This window comes from Marinobacter panjinensis (genome assembly GCF_005298175.1).
Taxonomy (GTDB): domain Bacteria; phylum Pseudomonadota; class Gammaproteobacteria; order Pseudomonadales; family Oleiphilaceae; genus Marinobacter; species Marinobacter panjinensis.
The window spans coordinates 2254388-2274186 of sequence record NZ_SZYH01000001.1 but is presented as its reverse complement, the minus strand read 5'-3'; the positions used below and the strand labels follow the sequence as shown (position 1 = coordinate 2274186).

The following is a 19799-nucleotide window of genomic DNA, read 5'->3' as shown; positions in this document are numbered from 1 at the left end:
CGGTGCGCCAGTAACCCCCCCCCAAAAAAATGGCGACCAGATGGCGACCAGCTGGTCGCCATTTTTTGTGGCAGGTCAGTCATCGGCCACTGATTCAAGCGGTGGCACCTGCTGATGGAGAAACCATTTCTCGGTGACCACTTTGCGGGTAAACCAGTGGGATCGCATCAGGGTGCTGGCCAGCGGCATTTTGACCCAGTCCGGCACCTGCCAGCCCTGATCCCGGGATACCGCCCGGTTGCCGAAACGGTGCGCAATCGCTTCACCGTAGGACTGCAGTGACTGGGCGGAATAGTCCTCCCGGCCCCGGATAATGTCTGCTGCAATCAGTGCGGACTCGATGGCGGGACGAATGCCTTCGCCACTCTGGGTATAGGCCAGGCCAGCGGAATCCCCGATCAGCAACAGACCATCGTCTGCCAGGGGTCTCTCCGCGTGGGCGTATAGGAGATAGGCGTGGCCCTTGAATCGGCCGGGCAGGTCGGAGGGTATGCGTCCTTCTGATTTCATTTCCTCCACAAAGGCATTCAGGTGTTCGCTGAGCTTGTGATTATCCTCTCTGCCAAGGCCAATGTTGAGGTAGTTGCCTTTACGGAACACCCAGGCATACCCTTTCAGGTCGCGGCAGAACCAGAGTTCAGGGGTGTCGCCACGGGCCTCACAGACTTCCGCCTGCTCCGGCGTCATTTCGAACTCCACTTCCTTGGCGGCCACCACGGTCTCATGGCTGCCGGGGCCATCGCCGAGCAACCTGGCGACCGGGCAGAAATGGCCTCCCGCCCCCACGATCAGTGGCGCTTCCCAGGTATCGTTGACCACCCAGTTACCGTCTGTGCGAACAATGGACTTGACCGGAGTTTTCAGTTGTTTCGGTGCGGTTACCCGGTCCAGAAGATAGGCATCAAACTCGCAACGACGGATACCGTAGCTGACAACCTCGCCATGATCATTGACCACCGCGGGTTGCCCCATCATGCCGATACGGAATTGCCGAATGGGTTGCAGGGTGTGCCGGGATCCATACTCGCCCGGATCGATTTCCAGACTTCGCATGACCGCCGGCGTAACCCAGCCGGCACAGGTCTTATCCCTGGGGAAGTCCTGTTTGTCGATGATAAGGACTCTCTTGCCACTGTCCGTGAGTGCGTGGGCCAGTGTTGATCCGGCCGGTCCGGCGCCAACGATGATCAGGTCGTAATACTCCATCACCGGGCCTCCGGGGCGGCGGGGAAGGTGTAGATATCCTGTCGGGTCTGGGGCAGCTCATTGTTCTCGCCGTGGGTGAAGACGACCTGGAACAGTTGCAATGCTCCGGCGCGGAACGCAGCTGTGGATCCGGCGAGGTACATTTCCCAGGCACGGGCAAAATGTTCGTCGTACATGTCCGTTACCGTGTCCATATTGTTCTGGAAGCGTTCCATCCAGTGAGTCAGTGTCTGGGCGTAATGCAGCCTCAGGTTCTCGACATCCAGCACCGAGAAGCCACCGTGCTCACAGATGCCCATGAACTCGGAGATGCTGGGGGGATAAGCGCCCGGGAAAATGCGTTTTTCGATCCAGGCATTCATCAACATGGGGCGATTGCGGCCAATGCTGTGCAGCAGCGCCAGGCCGCCGGGCTTGAGGGATCGACGGATGAGTTCTGAAAGTGCCTGATAGTTTTCCTTGCCCACATGCTCGAGCATACCAATGGAGACGAAGGCATCGTACTGCCCACTGATATTGCGGTAGTCGTCCTCGACGTAATCAATCAGATGGTCCAGCTGCTGGCGCTTCGCCTCTTCACGGGCATAGGTGAGCTGTTCTTTCGAGATATTGTAGGAATGTACGTTTACACCGTAGTTGCGGGCCATATAGCGGGCCAGGCCGCCCCAGCCGCAACCGGCCTCCACCACGGTCATGCCGGGCTTCAGGCGCAATTTGCGGCATACGTGTTCCAGTTTAGCCAGTTGGGCCTGTTCCAGGGTCAGATCCTGCCTTTCGTAATAAGCACAGGTGTACTGCATCTCTGCCTGATCCAGCCAGAGCCGGTAGAACTCGTTGCCGAGATCGTAGTGGTGGTGAATATTTTCCTTGGCCTCCGAGACCCCGGTTGAGCGAGGGTTGTGATTGCGCCACAGGGCTTCCAGCCATTTTGGCCACTGCTGTCTGGCCTGATGGACGGCACGATAAAGCGCCTCCATCAGTTCCGTCAGATCACCATTCACCTGCAGTCTTCCGGCGGCGTACAGGTCCCCAAAAGCGAGGTTGGGATTGGTGACCAGAGCGTATAAAGCCTTGGGGTCGGAGAGCCTGAGGGTGAAGCGCGCATGCCCCTTCTCGGGCTCAATCAACTCATCATTCCATAATTGAAAACGCACCGGCGGTGAACCTGTCATGCGCAGCAGTTTGGCAATCAGCCAGCGTTCGTAGCTGTGGGGTGCTCTGTCTGCCTGCTGGTCTTCCAGTGGCAGCGTCAGAACATGGGGTTTGTGCTCCTGATGATCATCCGTGGCATCAGTCGCTTTCCGCGCGGTGCTTTCATTCATGGATCCTTGCCTCCCTTTTCCAGCTGGTTAATCACGTATTGAAGTCGACTTGAGCCGGTCGACAGTGATTCAGCGCCAGGGCGTGTCCCGATAACACAACTGAGAATCGCCTGTTCCCCCTTCAGTATAGAAAACAAGCGCAGTTTGTCATATCCAGTGGAAATTGAAGGCGGCTATGGTGCCAATAGGAGGGCGTAAAGACGATACGCACCGGAGCTGGGATGCCCCGGTGCGCTGACTTCTATTGCTATTGGTGTGGTTCGGCAGGCGTCATTGTCAGTAAGAGGCGCTCATACCAAACCATTCGGGGAAGATGACGATCATCGCCAGAACCAGCACCTGCATCAGGATGAACGGCAACACCCCCTTGTAGATATCAATGGTTCGTACCCCGGCAGGCGACACCCCTTTGAGATAGAACAGACTGAACCCGAACGGCGGTGTCAGGAAGCTGGTTTGCAGGTTCATGGCAATCAGAATAGCGAACCAGAGCATGTTAATGCCCATGGCTTCCGCCACTGGGGCCAGGATCGGCACGATGATGAACGAGATTTCCACAAAATCGATGAAGAAACCCAGCACCAGAATGACCAGCATGGCCAGGATGATGAAGCCCCACTTCTCGCCTGGAAGCTGCAGCAGCCATTCTTCCAGCAGGTAATCGCCACCGGTGTAGCTGAAGACCATGGAGAACGCGGTTGCACCCACCAGAATGGCGAACACCATGGCGGTGACCTTGACAGTATCCTTCGATGCATCCCACACCATCTTGAATGAGAACTGGCGGTAGATAATCGCTAGCACGATGGCACCGATACCGCCAAGCGCGGAAGATTCCGTCGGTGTGGCTATGCCGGCGAAGATGGAGCCAAGGACGACAACAATCAATGCCAGGGGCGGAATAATCGCCAGCAGTGCCGCGAAAATCTCTTTCTTTCGGGACAGGCCGCTGTCATCCGGCATGGCGGGTGCCATTTGCGGCTGGAAGCGGGTCAGCACCAGAATATAGAAAATGTAGAGGCCTACCAGAACCACGCCAGGAATAACGGCGGCCTTGAACAGGTCTCCCACCGGTAACCCCAGAACATCACCAAGAATGATCAGGATGATCGAAGGCGGAACAATCTGGCCCAGAGTGCCGGCTGCGCAGATGGTGCCTGTAGCAAGCCGCTTGTCGTAATCGTGGGCCAGCATGACCGGCAGTGAGATCAGGCCCATGGCAACAACACTGGCACCAACCACGCCTGTTGATGCCGCGAGCAGGGCACCGACGAGAATGGTTGAGATTGCCAGCCCGCCGGGCAGCCCGCCAAAGAGGCGGCCCATGGAGGTCAGTAGTTGTTCGGCCAGCCTTGTGCGCTGCAGTACAACACCCATGAAAATAAACAGGGGCACCGCCATCAACACCGTGTTCTGCATAACGCTCATGATGCGATAGGGCATGAAGGCGAACAGGTCCATGCCTTGGGCAAACACCCCGAAAAACAGGGCTACACCACCAAACGTAAAGGCAACCGGGAACCCCAGCATCAGCAGGAAGAGGGCGGCTACGAACATAATCATGCCGATCATGCGAGACCCTCCGCGCCATGCTTGGGTTCGTAAGTCTTCTCACCCGAAAGCACACGGATGGCGTGGGTTATCATGTTGAGCCCAGCTATTGCCGTAAAGACGGCGGAAATCGGAATCACGCTCTTGATGATCCAGCGATGGGGGAGGCCGCCTGGGTCGCCACTGCCCTCGCCCATACTGTAAGACTCAACGGCGAAATCATAGCCGTAATACCAGATGAGGTAGGAGAAGGGTATGACAAAGAGGACCGCCCCGACGATATTGACCCAGGCCTTGGTCTTGTCGCTCCAGCGAGTGTAGAAAACGTCGACCCGAACGTGGCCGTCCGTGCGCAGTGCGTAGGGAATACCAAGCAGGAACACCACCGAATACAGGTGCCACTCCATTTCCTGCATACCGATAGAAACTTCGTTAAAAACGTAGCGGGCCACGACATCATAAAAGACGTTACCAGCCATCAGTATCATGGCGACACAGGCCACCCAGCCACAAAAAATGGACAGCCACGCCAGGCCGTGGTCCACCTTGATAATCCAACGCATTGATTGCCCTCCACCAGATGAGCTGGTGATTTTCAGTTACTATAAACGACAAAACCGGGACCACCTGAAGAGCGATCCCGGCCCCGTTTCAGCCTATATCTTACTCGACTTCTGCCATCGTGTTCAGGTAGGCGCGCTCTGAAATGTTGGTATAGGCACGGCTCTTCTCGAGATATTCTTCCTGGGACTTCACGATTCTTGCCGCCTGCTCGTCTGCACTGGCGGCTTCCTCAAGCAGCTTCTCGTTAGCTTCGTACATCGCCTGGAAGATTTCCTGTGGGAATTGCTTGATCTGTACGTTCGGGTAATCTTCCTGAATGGTGTCCCATGCTTCCGCGTTGGCGTGCTGGGAGTGGACCAGCATGTCGTAGGAGGCCGTGCGCATGGCTATGCGCATGATTTCCTGCAAGTCCGCCGGGAGTTCATCCCAGACTTTCTTGTTGACCAGGAATTGCAGTTCCGTAGCAGGCTCATGCCAACCGGTGTAGTAGTAATCAGCGATCTGTTGGAAACCAAGGCGCAGATCCAGCGCCGGACCTACCCATTCCACCGCATCAATGGTGTTGCGCTCCAGCGAGGTGTAGAGCTCACCGGGGGGAATATTGGTCGGATTGACGCCGACTTCCGCGAAGACTTCGCCAGCGAAGCCGGGAATGCGCATTTTCAGGCCTTCCAGATCTTCCAGCGAATTGATTTCCTTACGGAACCAGCCACCCATCTGAACGCCGGTGTTGCCGCCCGGGAACGACAGCATATTGTGAGGTTCATAAACCTCCTGCATCAGTTCCATGCCACCACCGTGGTAGAACCAGGCGTATTGTTCCATGGCGTTCATGCCGAAGGGCATGCTGGTGAAAAACAGGGTGTTGGGTACTTTGCCTTTCCAGTAATAAGACGCCGAATGCCCCATGTCATACTGGCCGGCCTTGACCATATCAAACACACCCAGAGGGGCTTTGTGCTTGTTGGCAGAATCAATGCGAACCTTGAGCCGTCCGTCGGACATTTTCTCGACGCGCTCGGCAAAGTTTTTGGTGGTGTCACCAAATATCGGAAAATTCGGGCCCCAGGTCTCTGCCAGGCGCAGCGTAAAGGTCTCTTGAGCGAGGGCTTGTGTGGAAGCAACGGTAGTTGCCACAGCCAGCACAGCCGCGGATAGAACAGAACGGATCTTCATTGCTCTTCTAGCCTCTTTTGTCATTGTTGTGTTGAGAGCCTCTCCCGTTTTCGGGACGAGTAACTCTGAATTCTAGGCCAAGTTAGCAATAATCGACAGCCAACGGAACGAAAAAACGTTGTCTGTACGACCTAGGTCTTACCTGTCAGCTCGGCCTTTGCCCGCAGACCAAGGACTGCCAGAAAGGCCGGGGTGTTGACGGAGTCGTTTGAAAAGAGCGCCCTGAAACTCTTCGCTCAGAGGGTACAGGTGGCCGGTATCTGGCATCAGGGCCAGGTCGGCGTCTGGCAGGTTGTGTGCCAGGTGACGGGCGTATTCCTCGGGTACGAAGGGATCTTGTTCACCCTGGTATACCCAGACAGGAATGCGGACATCGTTCAGGCTGAACTGCCAGTCTTCCAGTTCCGTTAACAGGTCCATGGCAATGGCTCTCCCGCCACTGGCAAGACAGGTCAACTGGTCCTGTCTGAACAGACCGTTGGCAAGAAGCTGCCGAAGGAGGCGCTGATCCTCTTCGTTGACGAGCTGTTCAGCTTCACGTAAGTAAAGGCCCGGGTGCCGCCTTGATAACCACGCGACGAACCGGACTGCGAGGCGGAACAGGGCTTTGCTCCGGCGGGCGAGCAACGGACCGGGCCAGCGAGTGGCTGCAAACAGCGGATGGGCGCCGTCATACTCTGCGAAATGGGTATACCCGGATAAGCAAATGCCCAGGTCCATGCGCGGGCCCAGTGCATAGCCGCAGGCGAGGGTTCTTGATCCGCCGCTGGACCAGCCGATATGACTGAACCGATCAATGCTCAAGACATCAGCGAGTTGGCGGAGATCGTCAGGATAGTCAAGCAGCGTGCGGTGTTTCTGATAACTGGATTTTCCGATACCAGGTCGGTCCGGCGTCAGGATGCGGAAACCATGTCGCAAGGCCTGGGCGTGGAGAAACAATCCCTGCAACCGGCAGCCTGGCATGCCGTGGCCGAACACCAGAGGGTAGCCGTTGGGGTCGCCAAGGTCAGTGAATGCAAGCTTACGGCCGTCGCTGAGAGTGAAGCAACGTTCCTGCTGGTTTAAGTTGGCTGTGATCGTGGACCCCCATCTACATGCTCTGGTTCAGAGCAGTGCCATCTGTTCACCCCCGGGCCGCTTGAAAAGGTCGCCACGGAGAGGCTCTGCCCGATGAAGATTCAGGCCCAGTTGTCTCGCTCGCTGTGAAAAACGCTGACGTACAAGGTCTGCAAAAGGCCCGGTTCCTGTCATACGACGCCCGAATTTTGCATCGTAGCTTTTACCGCCGCGCAAATCACGGATGCGGTTCATGATACGCCCGGCCCGTTCCGGGAAATGCCGCTGTAGCCAGTCCTGGAACAGTTCGTCCAGTTCCAGTGGCAGGCGCAGCATGATCCAGCTGGCCCGTTGCGCACCGGCTCCGGCAGCGGCTTCCAGTATCGCCTCGATTTCATGGTCATTGATAAACGGAATCACCGGGGCAAGGATGATGCCGGTCGGCACCCCGGCGGCGCTGAGTTCCCGAATGATTTTCAGGCGTGTGGCTGGCGCCGCCGTTCGCGGTTCCATCTGACGCTTCAGGGTGTTGTCGAGAGTCGTCAGGCTGACACTGACGGAGCAAAGCCCCTGGTCCGCCAGTTCCGATAACAGGTCCAGGTCACGCAGGATAAGCGCGCCTTTGGTGATAACGGACACCGGGTGGCGATATTCGGCCAGCACTTTGAGAATCTCGCGGGTAATTTCCCGTTTTTTTTCAATTGGCTGGTACGCATCTGTATTTATGCCGAGGGCAATGGGAGACACCCGGTAGCCGGGCTTGTCGAGTTCCCTGCGAAGTTGCTCAGCGGCGTTGGGCTTGGCAATCAGCCGGGTTTCGAAGTCCAGCCCCGGGGACATATCCCAGTATGCGTGGGTGGGGCGGGCGAAGCAGTAGATACAGGCGTGCTCGCACCCCCTGTAGGGGTTTATGGACTGGTCGAAAGGCACATCCGGGGACTGGTTCCGGCTGATAATCGAGCGTACCTGCTCGTCAGTAACTTCGGTTGCCAGGGAATCGGGGCAGGTTTCGTCAGCCGGGTCCTGATACCAGCCGTCGTCACATTCGCGGTCAGTGACGATGGGCTGGAAGCGGTTCTTTGGATTAAGCGGTGTCGCGCGGGTTTTCATACGGAATCCGGAATACTGTTTTAATATACAGTACTCTTGGCTCTGTAAAATTTCCAGCTTTCGTTATCTCAGGCCGCAGGCCTCAGAGGTCATTCATTCTGCCGATCTGACCGGCCAGCCTCTTGGCTTCGTGTTCCTCCATCGCCCGCATCGATTCCACCAGTTCTTTCGCTTCCGGAATTTCTGCCTTGCCGGCCAGGCTGTCGTACAGGTCGATCAGCTGGTCATGGAATGCGAATACTTCCCGCTCGATGCCATCAAAGTCGAGGTTAGCGTAATGACCATCGCAGCTTTCGTGTGCTTTGATGCGTTTGTGTTCGTTGTTCAGGTAATCGTAGACTCTTGTCTTCAGTGCCTTCGGGTCCGCCTGTTTCTCGAATTCGGCGGTAATGCGCGCCAGTTCGGATTCATGGCCGGCCAGGTAGGTCAGCAGCGCCTGGGCTCGTTCGTCCGGGTTTTTGGGGGAGCACTCCGACAGACATTGGGCAAGGTTGGTATGAAGCTCGCGGGCCCAGATGATCAGATCTTCAAACGTTGTTATGTCCATTCGCTGCGCTCCTTCGTCGCACATTATTTCGGTGAGGTATAAATGACACACTTATCAGGCGAGTTTAGCGAACAATGGGGTGAGTGTGCGATGGCCAAAGCCGGCTTGTATGCCAATCTTTGCAATACTTGCTCTGTTTCTGCACCTGAATGATGGAAAAGCCAATGTCAGAACAACCCCCGCTGGGCATTATTGAAGGCTTTTATGGTCCGTTATGGAGCTGGGAGGAGCGACGGCGGGTCGTGCGGTCGCTGGCGCCGCACGGATACCGGAATTACTGGTATGCACCCAAGGCCGATGCCTTTCTGCGCCGCCGTTGGAGTGAGCCCCATCCCGAGCCGGTGGCCAGCGAACTGGCTGATTTTGCCCGTTTCTGCGGTGAGCAGGGCGTGCGGTTTGGTGTCGGGCTGAGCCCGTTTGAAGTTTTCAATAACTTTGATGAATCCGCCAAAGCGGCGCTGGCAGAAAAGCTGGCGGCTTTCGATCAACTGGGCATCCGCGAACTGGCCGTCCTGTTCGATGACATGAAAAGCAACACGCCGGACCTGGCTGCCCGCCAGGCGGATATCATTCACTGGGTGGCCGAGCGCAGTGGTGCCGATCAACTGACGGTCTGCCCCAGCTATTACTCTGACGACCCGGTGCTGGACAGGGTATTTGGCCAGCGTCCCGACCGCTACCTGGAGGACTTGGGCAGCGCGCTGGATGCGTCAGTGCAGGTGTTCTGGACGGGCGAAGAAGTCTGTTCCAGGGAGATATCGCCGGGACACCTGCAGCGTGTATCAGAGGCACTGGGGCGCAAGCCGGTACTCTGGGACAACTACCCGGTGAATGACGGCGATCGAATGTCCCGCCATTTGCATCTGCGTGCGTTTACCGGCAGGTCCGCCGCCAACTGCCATTACCTTGCGGGCCATGCTATCAACCCTGCTTTGCAGCCCACCCTTACCACCATTCCCGCCATAACCCTGGCCCGAAGTTACGAACTGGGGCCGGGATACCAATATGGCCAGGCTTTCCATCGCGCCGCTGAAGAGGTGTTGGGTAAGGAACTGGCGCGGCAGGTAGCAGCCGACCTTCTGGTATTGCAGGATGCGGGGCTCGGAAGGATCAGCGGTGAGCGACTCCAGGCCATGACCGAATGTTATCGTCGTTTCGATCACCCGGCCGCACTGGAAATCCTGAAGTGGCTTGCCGGAGAGTATCAGGTGACTGATGAAATGGTGCAGACCCAGTAAACCGGATTGGCCAGTGGTCAGTTAAGGTAATACTCGACAGTGGTCACCACCCGGACGGTCTTGGCCGGCTGCTGCCCTTCGCTGATACCAGGTGCCTGGTCCCTGGCGAGAATCTGGAACACACCCTGATTGGCCCGGCGCAAATCGCCCAGGCTGGTTTTTGCGTCCCTGGCGAATTGTGCGGCGGCCTCACGGGCGGCGGCCGTTGCCTCTGCAATCATCTCCGGCTTTATGTCGTTCAGTCTGTTGAACAGGTAGGTGGGTCCGCTCGGGCCATAGTCGGATGACAGAATCACGCCGGAATCCACCAGTTCACCAACAGACTGTGCGGCCTGGCGGATACGGTCGATGTTGTCACTGCGCACCATCAGGGTCTGGTTGATGATGAATTTCTGGCTGTTGTTCTCACCCTGATACGGATTGGCGCGGGTATCCGTTACATCCAGGCGCTGCAGTTCCACCGTCTGGGTATCAATGGCCTGAAGTTTGAGAAACGCCATGATGCTCTCGCGGCTTTCGCTGGCTTTCGCCCGGGCCTCATCCAGACTGTCGCCGGTGACCACGAAGCGCAACGGCCACAATGCCAGGTCCGCCTGTACCTCACGTTCTGCAACACCTTTGACGGTGACAAAACGGTCGCCGGTTCGCAGCCCGGTCAGGCCATCGGCAATCAGTGAGGCGGATATAATGGCGGCAATGGCGAGTATCAGGGTAGGCAGAAGCTTCATCACGGCATCCTTGTGTGTGGATCTGGCAGACACGATCGCCGCAAATGCCGGGGGCGTCAAGCGCCCCCGGGAAGTCGCCTGATCAGGAGGTCGTCGCAGCGACTTCAGCCTTACCGGTTTTTACCATGGCATACCCGAACCCGATCACCAGCGAGCCAATGGCGATGGCGGCGACATAGGGCAGGACCGCGCTGACGGCATTGGGAATGGCAAGGACAAACAGGCCGCCATGGGGTGCCATCAGCTTGACCGCGAACAGCATCGACAGCGCACCGGTGATAGCGCCACCCACCATGCACACTGGAATCACCCGTAGCGGGTCCTTGGCCATGAAGGGGATTGCACCCTCGGAGATAAAGCACAGACCTAACACGAACGAGGCCCGCCCCGCCTGCCGCTCGGCCTCGGCGAACTTGGCGCGGGCCACAAAGCTGGCCACACCCATGCCGATGGCTGGCACCATGCCCGCGGCCATGATCGCTGCCATGGGGGCCGAACCACCGCTGCCTTCTGACAACAGGCCCACTCCGAAGGTGTAGGCGGCCTTGTTCACCGGCCCGCCCAGATCAAAGCACATCATGGCCCCGAGAATGCCCCCCAGGAGTATCGCGTTGGTGGTGCCCATGCCCTCAAGGAAACTGGTGAGTCCGCTCATCAGGGCGGCAGCGGGTTCACCAATCACGTAAATCATGCCCAGGCCGGTCACCAGACTGGCCAGCAGCGGGATGATCAGGATGGGCTTGAGGGATTCGATGCTCTCCGGCATCGGCAATTTCTGGCTGATGAAGCGGGCCACGTAACCGGCCAGGAAGCCGGCAATGATGCCGCCCAGGAAACCCGCTCCGAGAGTCCCGGCCAGGTAGCCACCGATCATGCCCGGAGCCAGGCCAGGACGGTCGGCGATGGACCAGGCAATGTAGCCTGCCAGCAGAGGGATCATCAACTGAAAGGCGGTGCCGCCACCTATCTGCATCAACGCTGCTGCAAGAGTACCTTCTTCTTCGAAGGCATCGATGCCGAAAACGAACGACAGGGCAATCAACAGTCCCCCCGCCACCACCATGGGTAGCATGAAAGAAACGCCGGTCAGCAGGTGCTTGTAAGGGCCGGGCTTCTCACTGCCCCCCGCTGACGCTGCTTTCTTCTGGCCCTCCTCGACGGTGGCATTGGCAAGCGCTTCGTCAATGGTGGGCCCGGGTCTCTTGAGGGCGTTACCCGTTGAGGTGCGCCACAGGGGTTTGCCGGCAAAGCGGCCAGGGTCCACTTCGATATCGCAGGCCAGTATCACGACATCTGCCGCCTCGATTTCCTCGGCCGTCAGCGGGTCCTGGGCGCCCACGGAACCCTGGGTTTCCACACGTATCTGGTGGCCCGCTGCCTTGGCAGCGCCGGTAAGGGCTTCAGCGGCCATAAAGGTGTGGGCGACACCGGTGGGGCAGGCGGTGACCGCAACAATGCGTTTGCTGGCGGACTCTGTGGCAGCAGCTTCTGGTGGTGGTGCCTCCGATGGCTGGTAAGGCTCGGCCTGTTTCTCTGCTTGCTCCAGTACTGCCGCCGGGTCTGGCAGTGCGGCCGTTACCGGGATCTGATAGAGGCGTTTGCCAACGTAGGTGCTCAGGTCCGTTGGCGTTCCTGTGGCTGCAATCACCAGGTCTGCAGACGCGACGACATCGTCGGACAATGCCGATGACGGTTGCTGTGGATTGCGAATGTCAGTGCTGGTTTCCCAGCCTTTCTGGTGTGCCGCCCGCTCCAGGGCCCGGGCGGCCAGGAAGCTGGTGGCAACGCCCTGGGGGCAGGCGGTGACGATGATCAGTTTCATAATGGCATTTCCCCATTGTTGTTGTGCCCGCGCCAGGGGGTGACACGGGTTTGCTGGATCAGTTGTGTGAAGTCCTCAGCCATCGGGTCGCCGACGCCCACGTGGCGGACGCATTCGGCAGAGAGTGCGGTAGCCACGGACAGAACCTCTTCGGAAGGGTGATGTTCGAGCAGGCCGTGGATCATTCCGGCCAGCAGGGTGTCACCGGCACAGACCGTGCTGGTCACAGATACGGGTGGTGGGGCGGCGCGCCAGTTGCCCCGGGGGGACAGCCAGAGTACGCCTTTCTCGCCCATGGAAACCACGACATTGGCAATTCCCTTATCCTGAAGCGAACGGGCTGCTTCGGCGATGTCTTCAAGGCTGTCCAGTGGTTGGCCGGCCCATTCGGCCAGTTCATCCACGTTGGGCTTGATGCCGTCAGGCAGGGCCAGAAGACCGGCTTTCAGGGCTGGGCCGCTGGTATCCAGCCAAACGGGAATGTTGGCCGCGCGGACGCGGATGACCAGGTCAGCGAGAGCGTCGGGGAGGAAGCCTCCGGGCAGGCTGCCAGCAATGACAACAGCGTCGTACTCACCCGGCAGTGCGCCAATACCGGCTTCAAGATGGCCAAGCGAACCAGAGGGGGCAACAAGTCCCGGGCCATTCACGTCAGTCACTCGGCCACCGTCTTCGGCAATCTTCACATTGATGCGGTTCTGACCGGGCACCCGGATAAAGCGGTCTTTCAGACGCTCCGATTTGAAAAGACGTTCGAAGGGTGCCGCATTGATCTCTCCCAGCAGCCCGGACACCGTCACGGTATGACCGAGTCGGGACAACACCTGCGCCAGGTTGATACCTTTGCCGGCTGCATCCAGGCGGGAAGTCCGCGAGCGGTTCACGCTGCCCAGATTCACCATGCCGGTTTCAACGTTCAGGTCCAGCGCTGGATTCAGGGTAATGGTGAGGACGCGGGCCATTACATGGCCTCCAGGGCGTCGCGCACCTCGGCTGCGGTGGCTTTGCCCAGGGCCAGCTTCGCCTGGCCTCGTGCATGTTCCCGGCTCAATCCGCGAATACACGCCTTCACCAGCGGCACCCGCCGGCTGGTGACCGACAGTTCGTCCACGTCCAGGCCCAGCAGTACCGGAATGGCCTGTGGGTCCGAAGCCAGCTCACCGCAGACTCCCACCCAGCGTTGGTGGGCGTGGGCGGCTTCCACCGTCATGCGGATCAGTTGCAGTACCGAGGGATGCAGGCCATCGGATTGCGCTGACAGCTGACCATGGCCACGGTCAATAGCCAGGGTGTACTGGGTCAGGTCGTTGGTGCCCACGGAAAAGAAGTCCACTTCCGGCGCCAGGGTATGGGCCAGCAGGGCACAGGAAGGAATCTCGATCATCACGCCCACCTGCAGGCCCTGGCAGGGGATTTCGGCACGGACCCGCTCGACGATGGCCTTGGCGGCGCGGAACTCCTCGAGATCCTTGACCATGGGAAACATGATTCGCAGCGGGCGGTTATCGGCGGCAGTCAACAGAGCGCGGATCTGGGTTTCCAGGATCTCCGGTCGGGTCAGCGACAGGCGAATGCCCCGCAGTCCCAGAAAGGGGTTGTCCTCGTGGGGCAGGGGCCAGTAATCCAGCGGCTTGTCACCACCCACATCGAGGGTGCGCGCCACCAGTGGCAGGCCGTTGAGGGCATCGAAAGCGTGACGGTATTCCTTCACCTGGGTGTCCAGGTCAGGTGCTTCCGGATGCTCCATGAAAATGAACTCGGTGCGCAGCAGGCCAATACCATCGGCGCCCCGATCCACGGCATCCGGGGTGTGAGCGGTGTTGCCCAGGTTGGCACACACGTCGATGGTGTGGCCATCGGTTGTGGTGGCGGGCTCGTTCCGGCATTCGTGAGCCCGTGCCTGCAAGCGGGTGAGCTGATCCAGGCGGCGGTTGATCCGTTCACGGCGCTCGCGGCCGGGATTGGGCACCAGGCAGCCTCGCTCGCCGTCAACCACCAGGTCGGTGCCGTTGGCGATGGTCAGAATGCGATTGCCGGCACCGACTACCGCTGGCAGGCCCAACGCGCGGGCCAGGATTGCACTGTGTGAGGTGGCGCCGCCACGGGCCGTAACCAGTCCGCGAACCCGCTGGGTATCCAGCCTGGCCACATCGGAGGGGCCAAGATCATCTGCCACTAACACATAGGGCTCGTCCGGCGGCGTGGGCATGGCAACACCGCAGAGATTTGCCAGTACGCGGCGGCCGACATCCCGCAGGTCCGCTGCGCGTTCGGCAAGCAGACGGTCTGACAGCGCTTCCTGGGCCCGTGCCGCGGTGTCAATGGCCTGCCACCAGCCGGCTTCGGCGGAGGCGCCTTCGTTGATGGCTTCCAGGGCAGCCTGATAGAGATCGTCGTCCTGCAGCATTTCCACGTGCACGGACAGGATCGGCGCAACTTCACCGCCTTCGGCCTGGCGAATCAATGTACGCAGTTGCCCATCGGCTTCGTCGATAGCACGGCCAAGGCGACCGGTCTGTTCACCGGCATCGCTGGCGGTTGCGGAATAATCCAGGGTGGGCTGGCGCATCACGAAGGCAGGAGCCAGAGCCAGGCCCGGTGAGGCTGCGACGGCTCTCAGGGCCTCGTCATCAGTCAGCGGTTGCGGTTCTGGCTCTGACGTTTCCGGCCGGCTTTCCTGATGTCGCAGTGGGGATACTGTCTCACCGAGCCCGTCGGTCACGGCCTCACAAACGGCTTTTACGGCCTGTTCTGCCTCATCGCCGGTGGCAGAGATCACCAGGGTCTGACCACGACGTGCGCCGAGGCCGATAATGCGCGTGAGGCTGATGGCGGAAACGGAATTGCCGTCGCCTTCTTCCAGGCGGATACGAATATCGGCGTTGTGCAGGCGAGCTTCCTGGACCAGTTGTTTGGCGGGTCGGGCGTGAAGGCCATGGGTGTTCAGGAGCCTGACCCGCTCACTGACTGCATTGGCCTGCTCGCCGGAAAGCCGTGAAAGCACGGCGTCCACGGAGTGGCTTTCCAGGGCGGTGTTCTGGGCCAGAAAGTTATCGATACGCTCCAGCAATTCCCGGCAATCGTCGCCCTGGCCGGCGAGGCAGAAAACGCCCGCGAGTTCGTCGGTGGCCTCTTTGGGGGTTGCCAGCGCCAGCGCCGGGCGGTGGCTGCCGATGCTGTGGTGAACCAGCCAGAAACCCTGGCCAAGACCCACCGGTGGCTGGCTGACGATCTCTTTCATGAAGGCAGAGTCTACGCAGCCAAGGCCCTGGAGCCTGGCCGCGGCACTCATGGCGAGTTCGCTGGTGGCGTGGGTGTTCACACCCAGGCACAAAGTCTGCGCGTCGCATTTCGGTACCACCGGCTCCCGGGACAACAGGGTTGTCAAAGCGGCGGTGTCGTCGGCTTCGGCAAGCTTGCGGGAAAGGCCCGGTTTGTCCAGCACGCGGGTCAGGTGACGCAATATGTCCAGATGCTCGTCAGACTGGGCTGCAATGGCGACCAGCACATACACGGTGGCGTTGTCGTGCCAGGTGATCCCGCCGGGAAACTGCAGCACCCGGATACCGGTACTGATGACCGCGTCGCGACTTTCCGGAGTGCCGTGGGGAATGGCGATGCCGTTGCCGAGCACCGTTGAAGACTGTTGCTCCCTTGCCAGCATGCCGGCATGGTAGTCGGGTGTCGTGCGGCCTGTGTCCTGCAGGTCCAGGCTTGCCTGTTTCAGGGCATCCTGCCAGTCGGTTGCCGTGCAGCCCAGGCGGATATCGTTGGCTGTGAGCGTCAGCATGGGGGTTAGCCTCGCCTTGTTGTTGTGGTGTAGTGCTGGCATGGGCGCTCGATGTCTGCCACTGCCAGTAAAATCCGGGTTGCTGAATCGTGTCAGCAAACATAGAATGAATCATGAAACAGATCTGATCAGAAATCAAGCAATCTGTGACCAGGAGGAATTGGCCCCATGACCCTTGCAGAACTTGCCCGCCTGGCCGGGGTATCCCGTACCACGGCCAGCTATGTCATCAATGGCCAGGGGCCGGTGCGCAGAATCAAGCAGCAAACCATCGACAAGGTGCTGGAGGTGGCCCGGAACAATCATTTCCAGATTGATACCCAGGCTGCTGCCCTTCGTGGTGGCGCAAGTCGCACCCTCGGTTTTATCCTGCCGGACCTGGAAAACGCCAGTTATGCCCGTCTCGCCAAGCTTCTGGAGCAGGGCGCCCGCGCCCGGGGGTACCAGTTGTTGATCGCCGGCTCCGGGGACGATCCGGATACCGAGAAAGAGTTGGCACGTTCCCTGAGGGCAAGACGGTGCGACGCCCTTATCGTCGCCAGCGCCCTGGCCCCCGATGATCCTTTCTATCAGCAGCTACAGCAGGATGACTTGCCGGTGATTGCGGTGGACCGGGCCCAGTCGCCCGGTGTGATCAACTGCGTTGTCAGTGACAATCGCAAAGGCGCCGCTGTACTGACCCGTTCCGTGCTGGAGCCAGGGACCGGATCAGTGGTCTGGCTCGATGCCGTGCCAGCTCTGGCGATGACCGGTGAGCGCCGCGAGGGCTTTGAAGACGTGGCGCGAAGCCGCAGTGGAACATGGTCGGTCTACAGCGGCGATCACTACGACCGGGCCTCCGGCGCCGGACTGATGCGGCAGGTGCTCGCAGAACAGGGTCTGCCGGATGCACTGATCACCGCCTCTTACACGCTGTTGCAGGGGGTCCTCGACGTTCTTCTGGAACAGCCGGGCGGCTTGCCGGAGTCGCTTCGAATGGCTACCTTCGGAGATGACCGGTTGCTGGATTTCCTGCCGGTCAGGGTTCACTCGTTACCACAAAAACATGAGGCCATTGCCGAAGCGACGCTGGACCGGGCGCTGGCCGCGATCTCGGGCCACAACGAGCCGGAAACGATTGTTATCAACCGGTCACTCAAACGGCGCCGTTGAGGTATTGGCTGGGGAGACTCCCATGGCAGAGATTGAACTGAACGGAAAAACCGTAGAATGCGTACGCGGTGACATTACCAGTCAGGACGATATCGAGGCAGTGGTTAATGCGGCCAACGCACAACTGATGCCCGGTGGCGGTGTCGCCGGTGCACTCCATTCTGCGGCAGGTCCCGGGCTGGCGCAGGAATGTCGCCCCATGGCTCCGATACGGCCCGGCGAGGCTGTTATCTCCGGCGCCCATAACCTGCCGAACCAGTTTGTCATTCACTGCCTGGGGCCGGTGTACGGCGTTGATGAGCCCTCTGATTACTGGCTGGCGGAGTGTTACCGCAATTCACTGGAGTTGGCGGACAGTAAAGGCATTGAATCTGTCGCGTTCCCGGCGATATCAGCGGGGGCTTTTGGTTATCCGGTGGAAGGTGCGGCCGAGGTGGCCCTGGCCACGGTAAAGCAGGTCCTCCCGCGGCTGGAGAATGTAAAGCGGGTGCGCTTCGTGCTGTTTGGTGCGTCTGACGAACAGGTCTTTAGTAGTCGTCTGTTATCGACCATTGAGTAATAAGCAGTTTTCCGGGCAGCGCCTACACTGGAAAGTTCCGAATCCGTTTGTCCGGGAGTGCTGTTTTGTCTCGATTGCGTACCTTGTTGCTGACCACCGTCGCCATGACGGCCTTTGCGGGCAATTCGCTGCTCTGCCGCGCGGCGTTACGTGATACCGATATTGATGCCGCCACCTTCACCAGTGTTCGCCTGGTGTCAGGGGCATTAATGCTCTGGTTGCTACTGAGTGTTCGTGGCAATCGTGCACCAATGAAGCAGGGCTCCTGGGGCTCTGCGCTGGCCCTGTTTGTCTATGCCGCTGCTTTTTCCTACGCCTATGGTGGCTTGTCTGCGGCCATGGGTGCATTGCTGTTGTTTGGCGCGGTTCAGGCCACCATGATCAGCATCGGAATTGTCCGTGGCAATCGCCCGCAGCTGTGGCAGTGGATTGGGTTTGTCGTTGCCTTTTCCGGTCTGGTGGGGCTGTTGTTGCCGGGCCTTACTGCGCCCCCGCTGTTCAGTTCCCTGCTGATGATCAGCGCCGGTATTGCCTGGGGTGTTTATTCGCTGCGGGCAAAAGGTGCCGGTGAACCCACGGCAGTCACCACGGGCAACTTTATGCGTGCCGTGCCTATGGCATTGGTGCTGAGCCTTGTGATGATGACCAGTGCCAATATCGATATGGCGGGCATGGGCTATGCGATTGCTTCCGGGGCGATTGCTTCGGGCATGGGCTATGCCATCTGGTATATGGCGTTGCCATTGCTGCAGCCAACCTCGGCAGCCACCGTTCAGCTCAGCGTGCCCGTGATCGCTGCAATCGGTGGTGTCCTGTTGCTGAGTGAGCCGTTGACCCTCAGGTTAGTAGTGGCCGGTATCGCCATTCTCGGAGGTATCGCTATTGTGATTCGGGCGGGGCAGAAAAAGACGGTGTGAACGCCACGTGCTGCAACCGCTCAGTCACAGGACAGGTCATCCGCGTTGCGGAATTGCTCCATGATGGCATCGCGATGGCGCTCGTTATCCTTGTACTCTTCCGGCAGCGGCTGCAGGAAATAGAGAAAGTCGCCTTTTCCCCGGTGTGCTTTCAGCAGGCTGTCCAGATCATCTCCCGAGTGCCAGAACACCGGGCTTATAACGGCAACGTCGAGATCCGGGCGCTTCTTTTCCAGCACCGCGACCATGCCCAGGCGATCCTCTGAGTGAAAAGTGCCGGTGAGGTGGATAACCTGGTGCTCAGGGTTCTCTTCAAGCGCCCTGATTACCCGATCTGCCATGGTATTATCCCGCAGCAACTGAGCCTTATAGCTGTTTTCCAGGCGTTTGCTGTTATCGGTCTCGCCATGGCCGCCGCCAAGCGTGTCGAAAAATTTCCTGCGATAAGCCGGGGTGTCAAAAAACGGCGCCTCCGGTAGCCGCTGGCGTTGCGAGGCATGGAGTCCGTCAAGATAGGCCTCGCCAGTGCGACCAACGCATCGAACGATATCGGCAGGTGCGTTGGCGGCAATCACCGGGATGTTCCGTTTTTTCGAGAACTCGATAAGGGGGCGGTAGGATGCCTTGTAGTTGGGCCAGGCACCGGTATCGGCAATCAGCTCCTCCTCGCCGGACTTCCCGGAGAGATACCTGTCGAGCTGGGACTGATCATCCAGGGTGAACTGTTCCATGCTCAATACCTGCCGCGGACGCTGCTGGTAAAGTGACGACTGCACCAGCGATTGCAGCAGGTGGGCAGCATGATGGCCGTGATACTCGCCAATCACCACCACGTCTGCCGGTGTGAGTTTTTCTGCAAGCTGGTTGATGGAGAGCAACCTGCCTTTGTCATCGGCGATGATAGAATCGTACTGGGTTTGTGGCGGCACGACTTCCTGGTTGCTGGCGGGCAGGGAGCTGCAGCCTGCGAAGAGCAGGCAGGCGAGTATTGCCAGAGTGTGAGAATAGGTCGTCATAATTGCTTATACGACCACGAAACCCGGTGGACTGTCAGCCCT

General features: G+C 59.2%; 17 protein-coding genes. 4 read left to right on the top strand and 13 right to left on the bottom strand.

Translation table 11 applies throughout. The features are described from left to right. Positions 1 to 75 precede the first annotated feature (75 nt). The 8 genes from FDP08_RS10465 to FDP08_RS10430 form a co-directional block, all read right to left on the bottom strand. On the bottom strand, positions 76 to 1206 hold the full coding sequence (locus FDP08_RS10465) for an NAD(P)/FAD-dependent oxidoreductase (protein WP_137436107.1): 1131 nt from the start codon (positions 1204 to 1206) through the stop codon (positions 76 to 78). Continuing rightward, entirely contained in the window at positions 1206 to 2528 is a 1323-nt protein-coding gene (locus FDP08_RS10460) for a class I SAM-dependent methyltransferase (RefSeq protein ID WP_137436106.1), read from the bottom strand. The genes FDP08_RS10465 and FDP08_RS10460 overlap by 1 nt, the downstream gene beginning before the upstream one ends. 276 nt (positions 2529 to 2804) lie before the next feature. Continuing rightward, positions 2805 to 4100 (bottom strand): TRAP transporter large permease, encoded by a 1296-nt coding sequence (locus FDP08_RS10455; protein ID WP_137436105.1) that lies wholly within the window; start codon positions 4098 to 4100, stop codon positions 2805 to 2807. Then, positions 4097 to 4642: a TRAP transporter small permease subunit gene (locus FDP08_RS10450; protein ID WP_137436104.1), complete on the bottom strand. Its 546-nt coding sequence runs from the start codon at positions 4640 to 4642 to the stop codon at positions 4097 to 4099. The genes FDP08_RS10455 and FDP08_RS10450 overlap by 4 nt, the downstream gene beginning before the upstream one ends. Positions 4643 to 4742: 100 nt before the next feature. Beyond that, positions 4743 to 5819 (bottom strand): TRAP transporter substrate-binding protein, encoded by a 1077-nt coding sequence (locus tag FDP08_RS10445; protein ID WP_137436103.1) that lies wholly within the window; start codon positions 5817 to 5819, stop codon positions 4743 to 4745. A gap of 138 nt (positions 5820 to 5957) precedes the next feature. After that, positions 5958 to 6785 (bottom strand): alpha/beta fold hydrolase, encoded by an 828-nt coding sequence (locus tag FDP08_RS10440; protein ID WP_257791951.1) that lies wholly within the window; start codon positions 6783 to 6785, stop codon positions 5958 to 5960. A 141-nt stretch (positions 6786 to 6926) separates the two neighbouring features. After that, positions 6927 to 7988: a PA0069 family radical SAM protein gene (locus tag FDP08_RS10435; RefSeq protein WP_137436101.1), complete on the bottom strand. Its 1062-nt coding sequence runs from the start codon at positions 7986 to 7988 to the stop codon at positions 6927 to 6929. 82 nt (positions 7989 to 8070) lie between these two features. Further along, positions 8071 to 8535: an ATPase gene (locus FDP08_RS10430; protein ID WP_137436100.1), complete on the bottom strand. Its 465-nt coding sequence runs from the start codon at positions 8533 to 8535 to the stop codon at positions 8071 to 8073. 164 nt (positions 8536 to 8699) lie between these two features. Here FDP08_RS10430 and FDP08_RS10425 point away from each other — a divergent pair, with 164 nt between their 5' ends. Next, the gene (locus tag FDP08_RS10425) at positions 8700 to 9773 is read left to right on the top strand and encodes a beta-N-acetylglucosaminidase domain-containing protein (RefSeq protein ID WP_137436099.1); all 1074 of its coding nucleotides are present in this window, start codon (positions 8700 to 8702) and stop codon (positions 9771 to 9773) included. 17 nt (positions 9774 to 9790) lie between these two features. Here FDP08_RS10425 and FDP08_RS10420 read toward each other — a convergent pair whose 3' ends face one another. From FDP08_RS10420 to ptsP, 4 genes are all read right to left on the bottom strand, one after another. Next, complete coding sequence (locus FDP08_RS10420) at positions 9791 to 10501, bottom strand: SIMPL domain-containing protein (RefSeq protein ID WP_137436098.1); 711 nt, start codon at positions 10499 to 10501, stop codon at positions 9791 to 9793. 82 nt (positions 10502 to 10583) lie between these two features. Then, positions 10584 to 12323 (bottom strand): PTS fructose-like transporter subunit IIB, encoded by a 1740-nt coding sequence (locus tag FDP08_RS10415; protein WP_137436097.1) that lies wholly within the window; start codon positions 12321 to 12323, stop codon positions 10584 to 10586. Then, positions 12320 to 13285 carry a 1-phosphofructokinase gene (gene pfkB / locus FDP08_RS10410; RefSeq protein ID WP_137436095.1) on the bottom strand — a complete coding sequence of 322 codons (966 nt, stop codon included), beginning with the start codon at positions 13283 to 13285 and terminating at the stop codon, positions 12320 to 12322. Before pfkB ends, FDP08_RS10415 begins: the two co-directional genes overlap by 4 nt. Beyond that, positions 13285 to 16113: a phosphoenolpyruvate--protein phosphotransferase gene (gene ptsP, locus FDP08_RS10405; RefSeq protein ID WP_137436093.1), complete on the bottom strand. Its 2829-nt coding sequence runs from the start codon at positions 16111 to 16113 to the stop codon at positions 13285 to 13287. The genes pfkB and ptsP overlap by 1 nt, the downstream gene beginning before the upstream one ends. Before the next feature lie 168 nt (positions 16114 to 16281). Between ptsP and cra the strand changes: the two genes are divergently transcribed. From cra to FDP08_RS10390, 3 genes are all read left to right on the top strand, one after another. Then, on the top strand, positions 16282 to 17265 hold the full coding sequence (cra, locus tag FDP08_RS10400) for a catabolite repressor/activator (protein WP_137436091.1): 984 nt from the start codon (positions 16282 to 16284) through the stop codon (positions 17263 to 17265). Between the two features lie 22 nt (positions 17266 to 17287). Next, positions 17288 to 17824, top strand: a complete 537-nt coding sequence (locus FDP08_RS10395; RefSeq protein ID WP_137436089.1) for a macro domain-containing protein — start codon at positions 17288 to 17290, stop codon at positions 17822 to 17824. A 65-nt stretch (positions 17825 to 17889) separates the two neighbouring features. Further along, positions 17890 to 18741 (top strand): DMT family transporter, encoded by an 852-nt coding sequence (locus FDP08_RS10390; RefSeq protein WP_170979010.1) that lies wholly within the window; start codon positions 17890 to 17892, stop codon positions 18739 to 18741. 20 nt (positions 18742 to 18761) lie between these two features. On the opposite strand, the gene FDP08_RS10385 is transcribed toward FDP08_RS10390, so the two are convergent. Beyond that, a complete protein-coding gene (locus FDP08_RS10385; protein WP_137436087.1) occupies positions 18762 to 19757 on the bottom strand; it encodes a ChaN family lipoprotein in 996 nt (331 codons plus the stop codon). Positions 19758 to 19799: the final 42 nt, after the last annotated feature.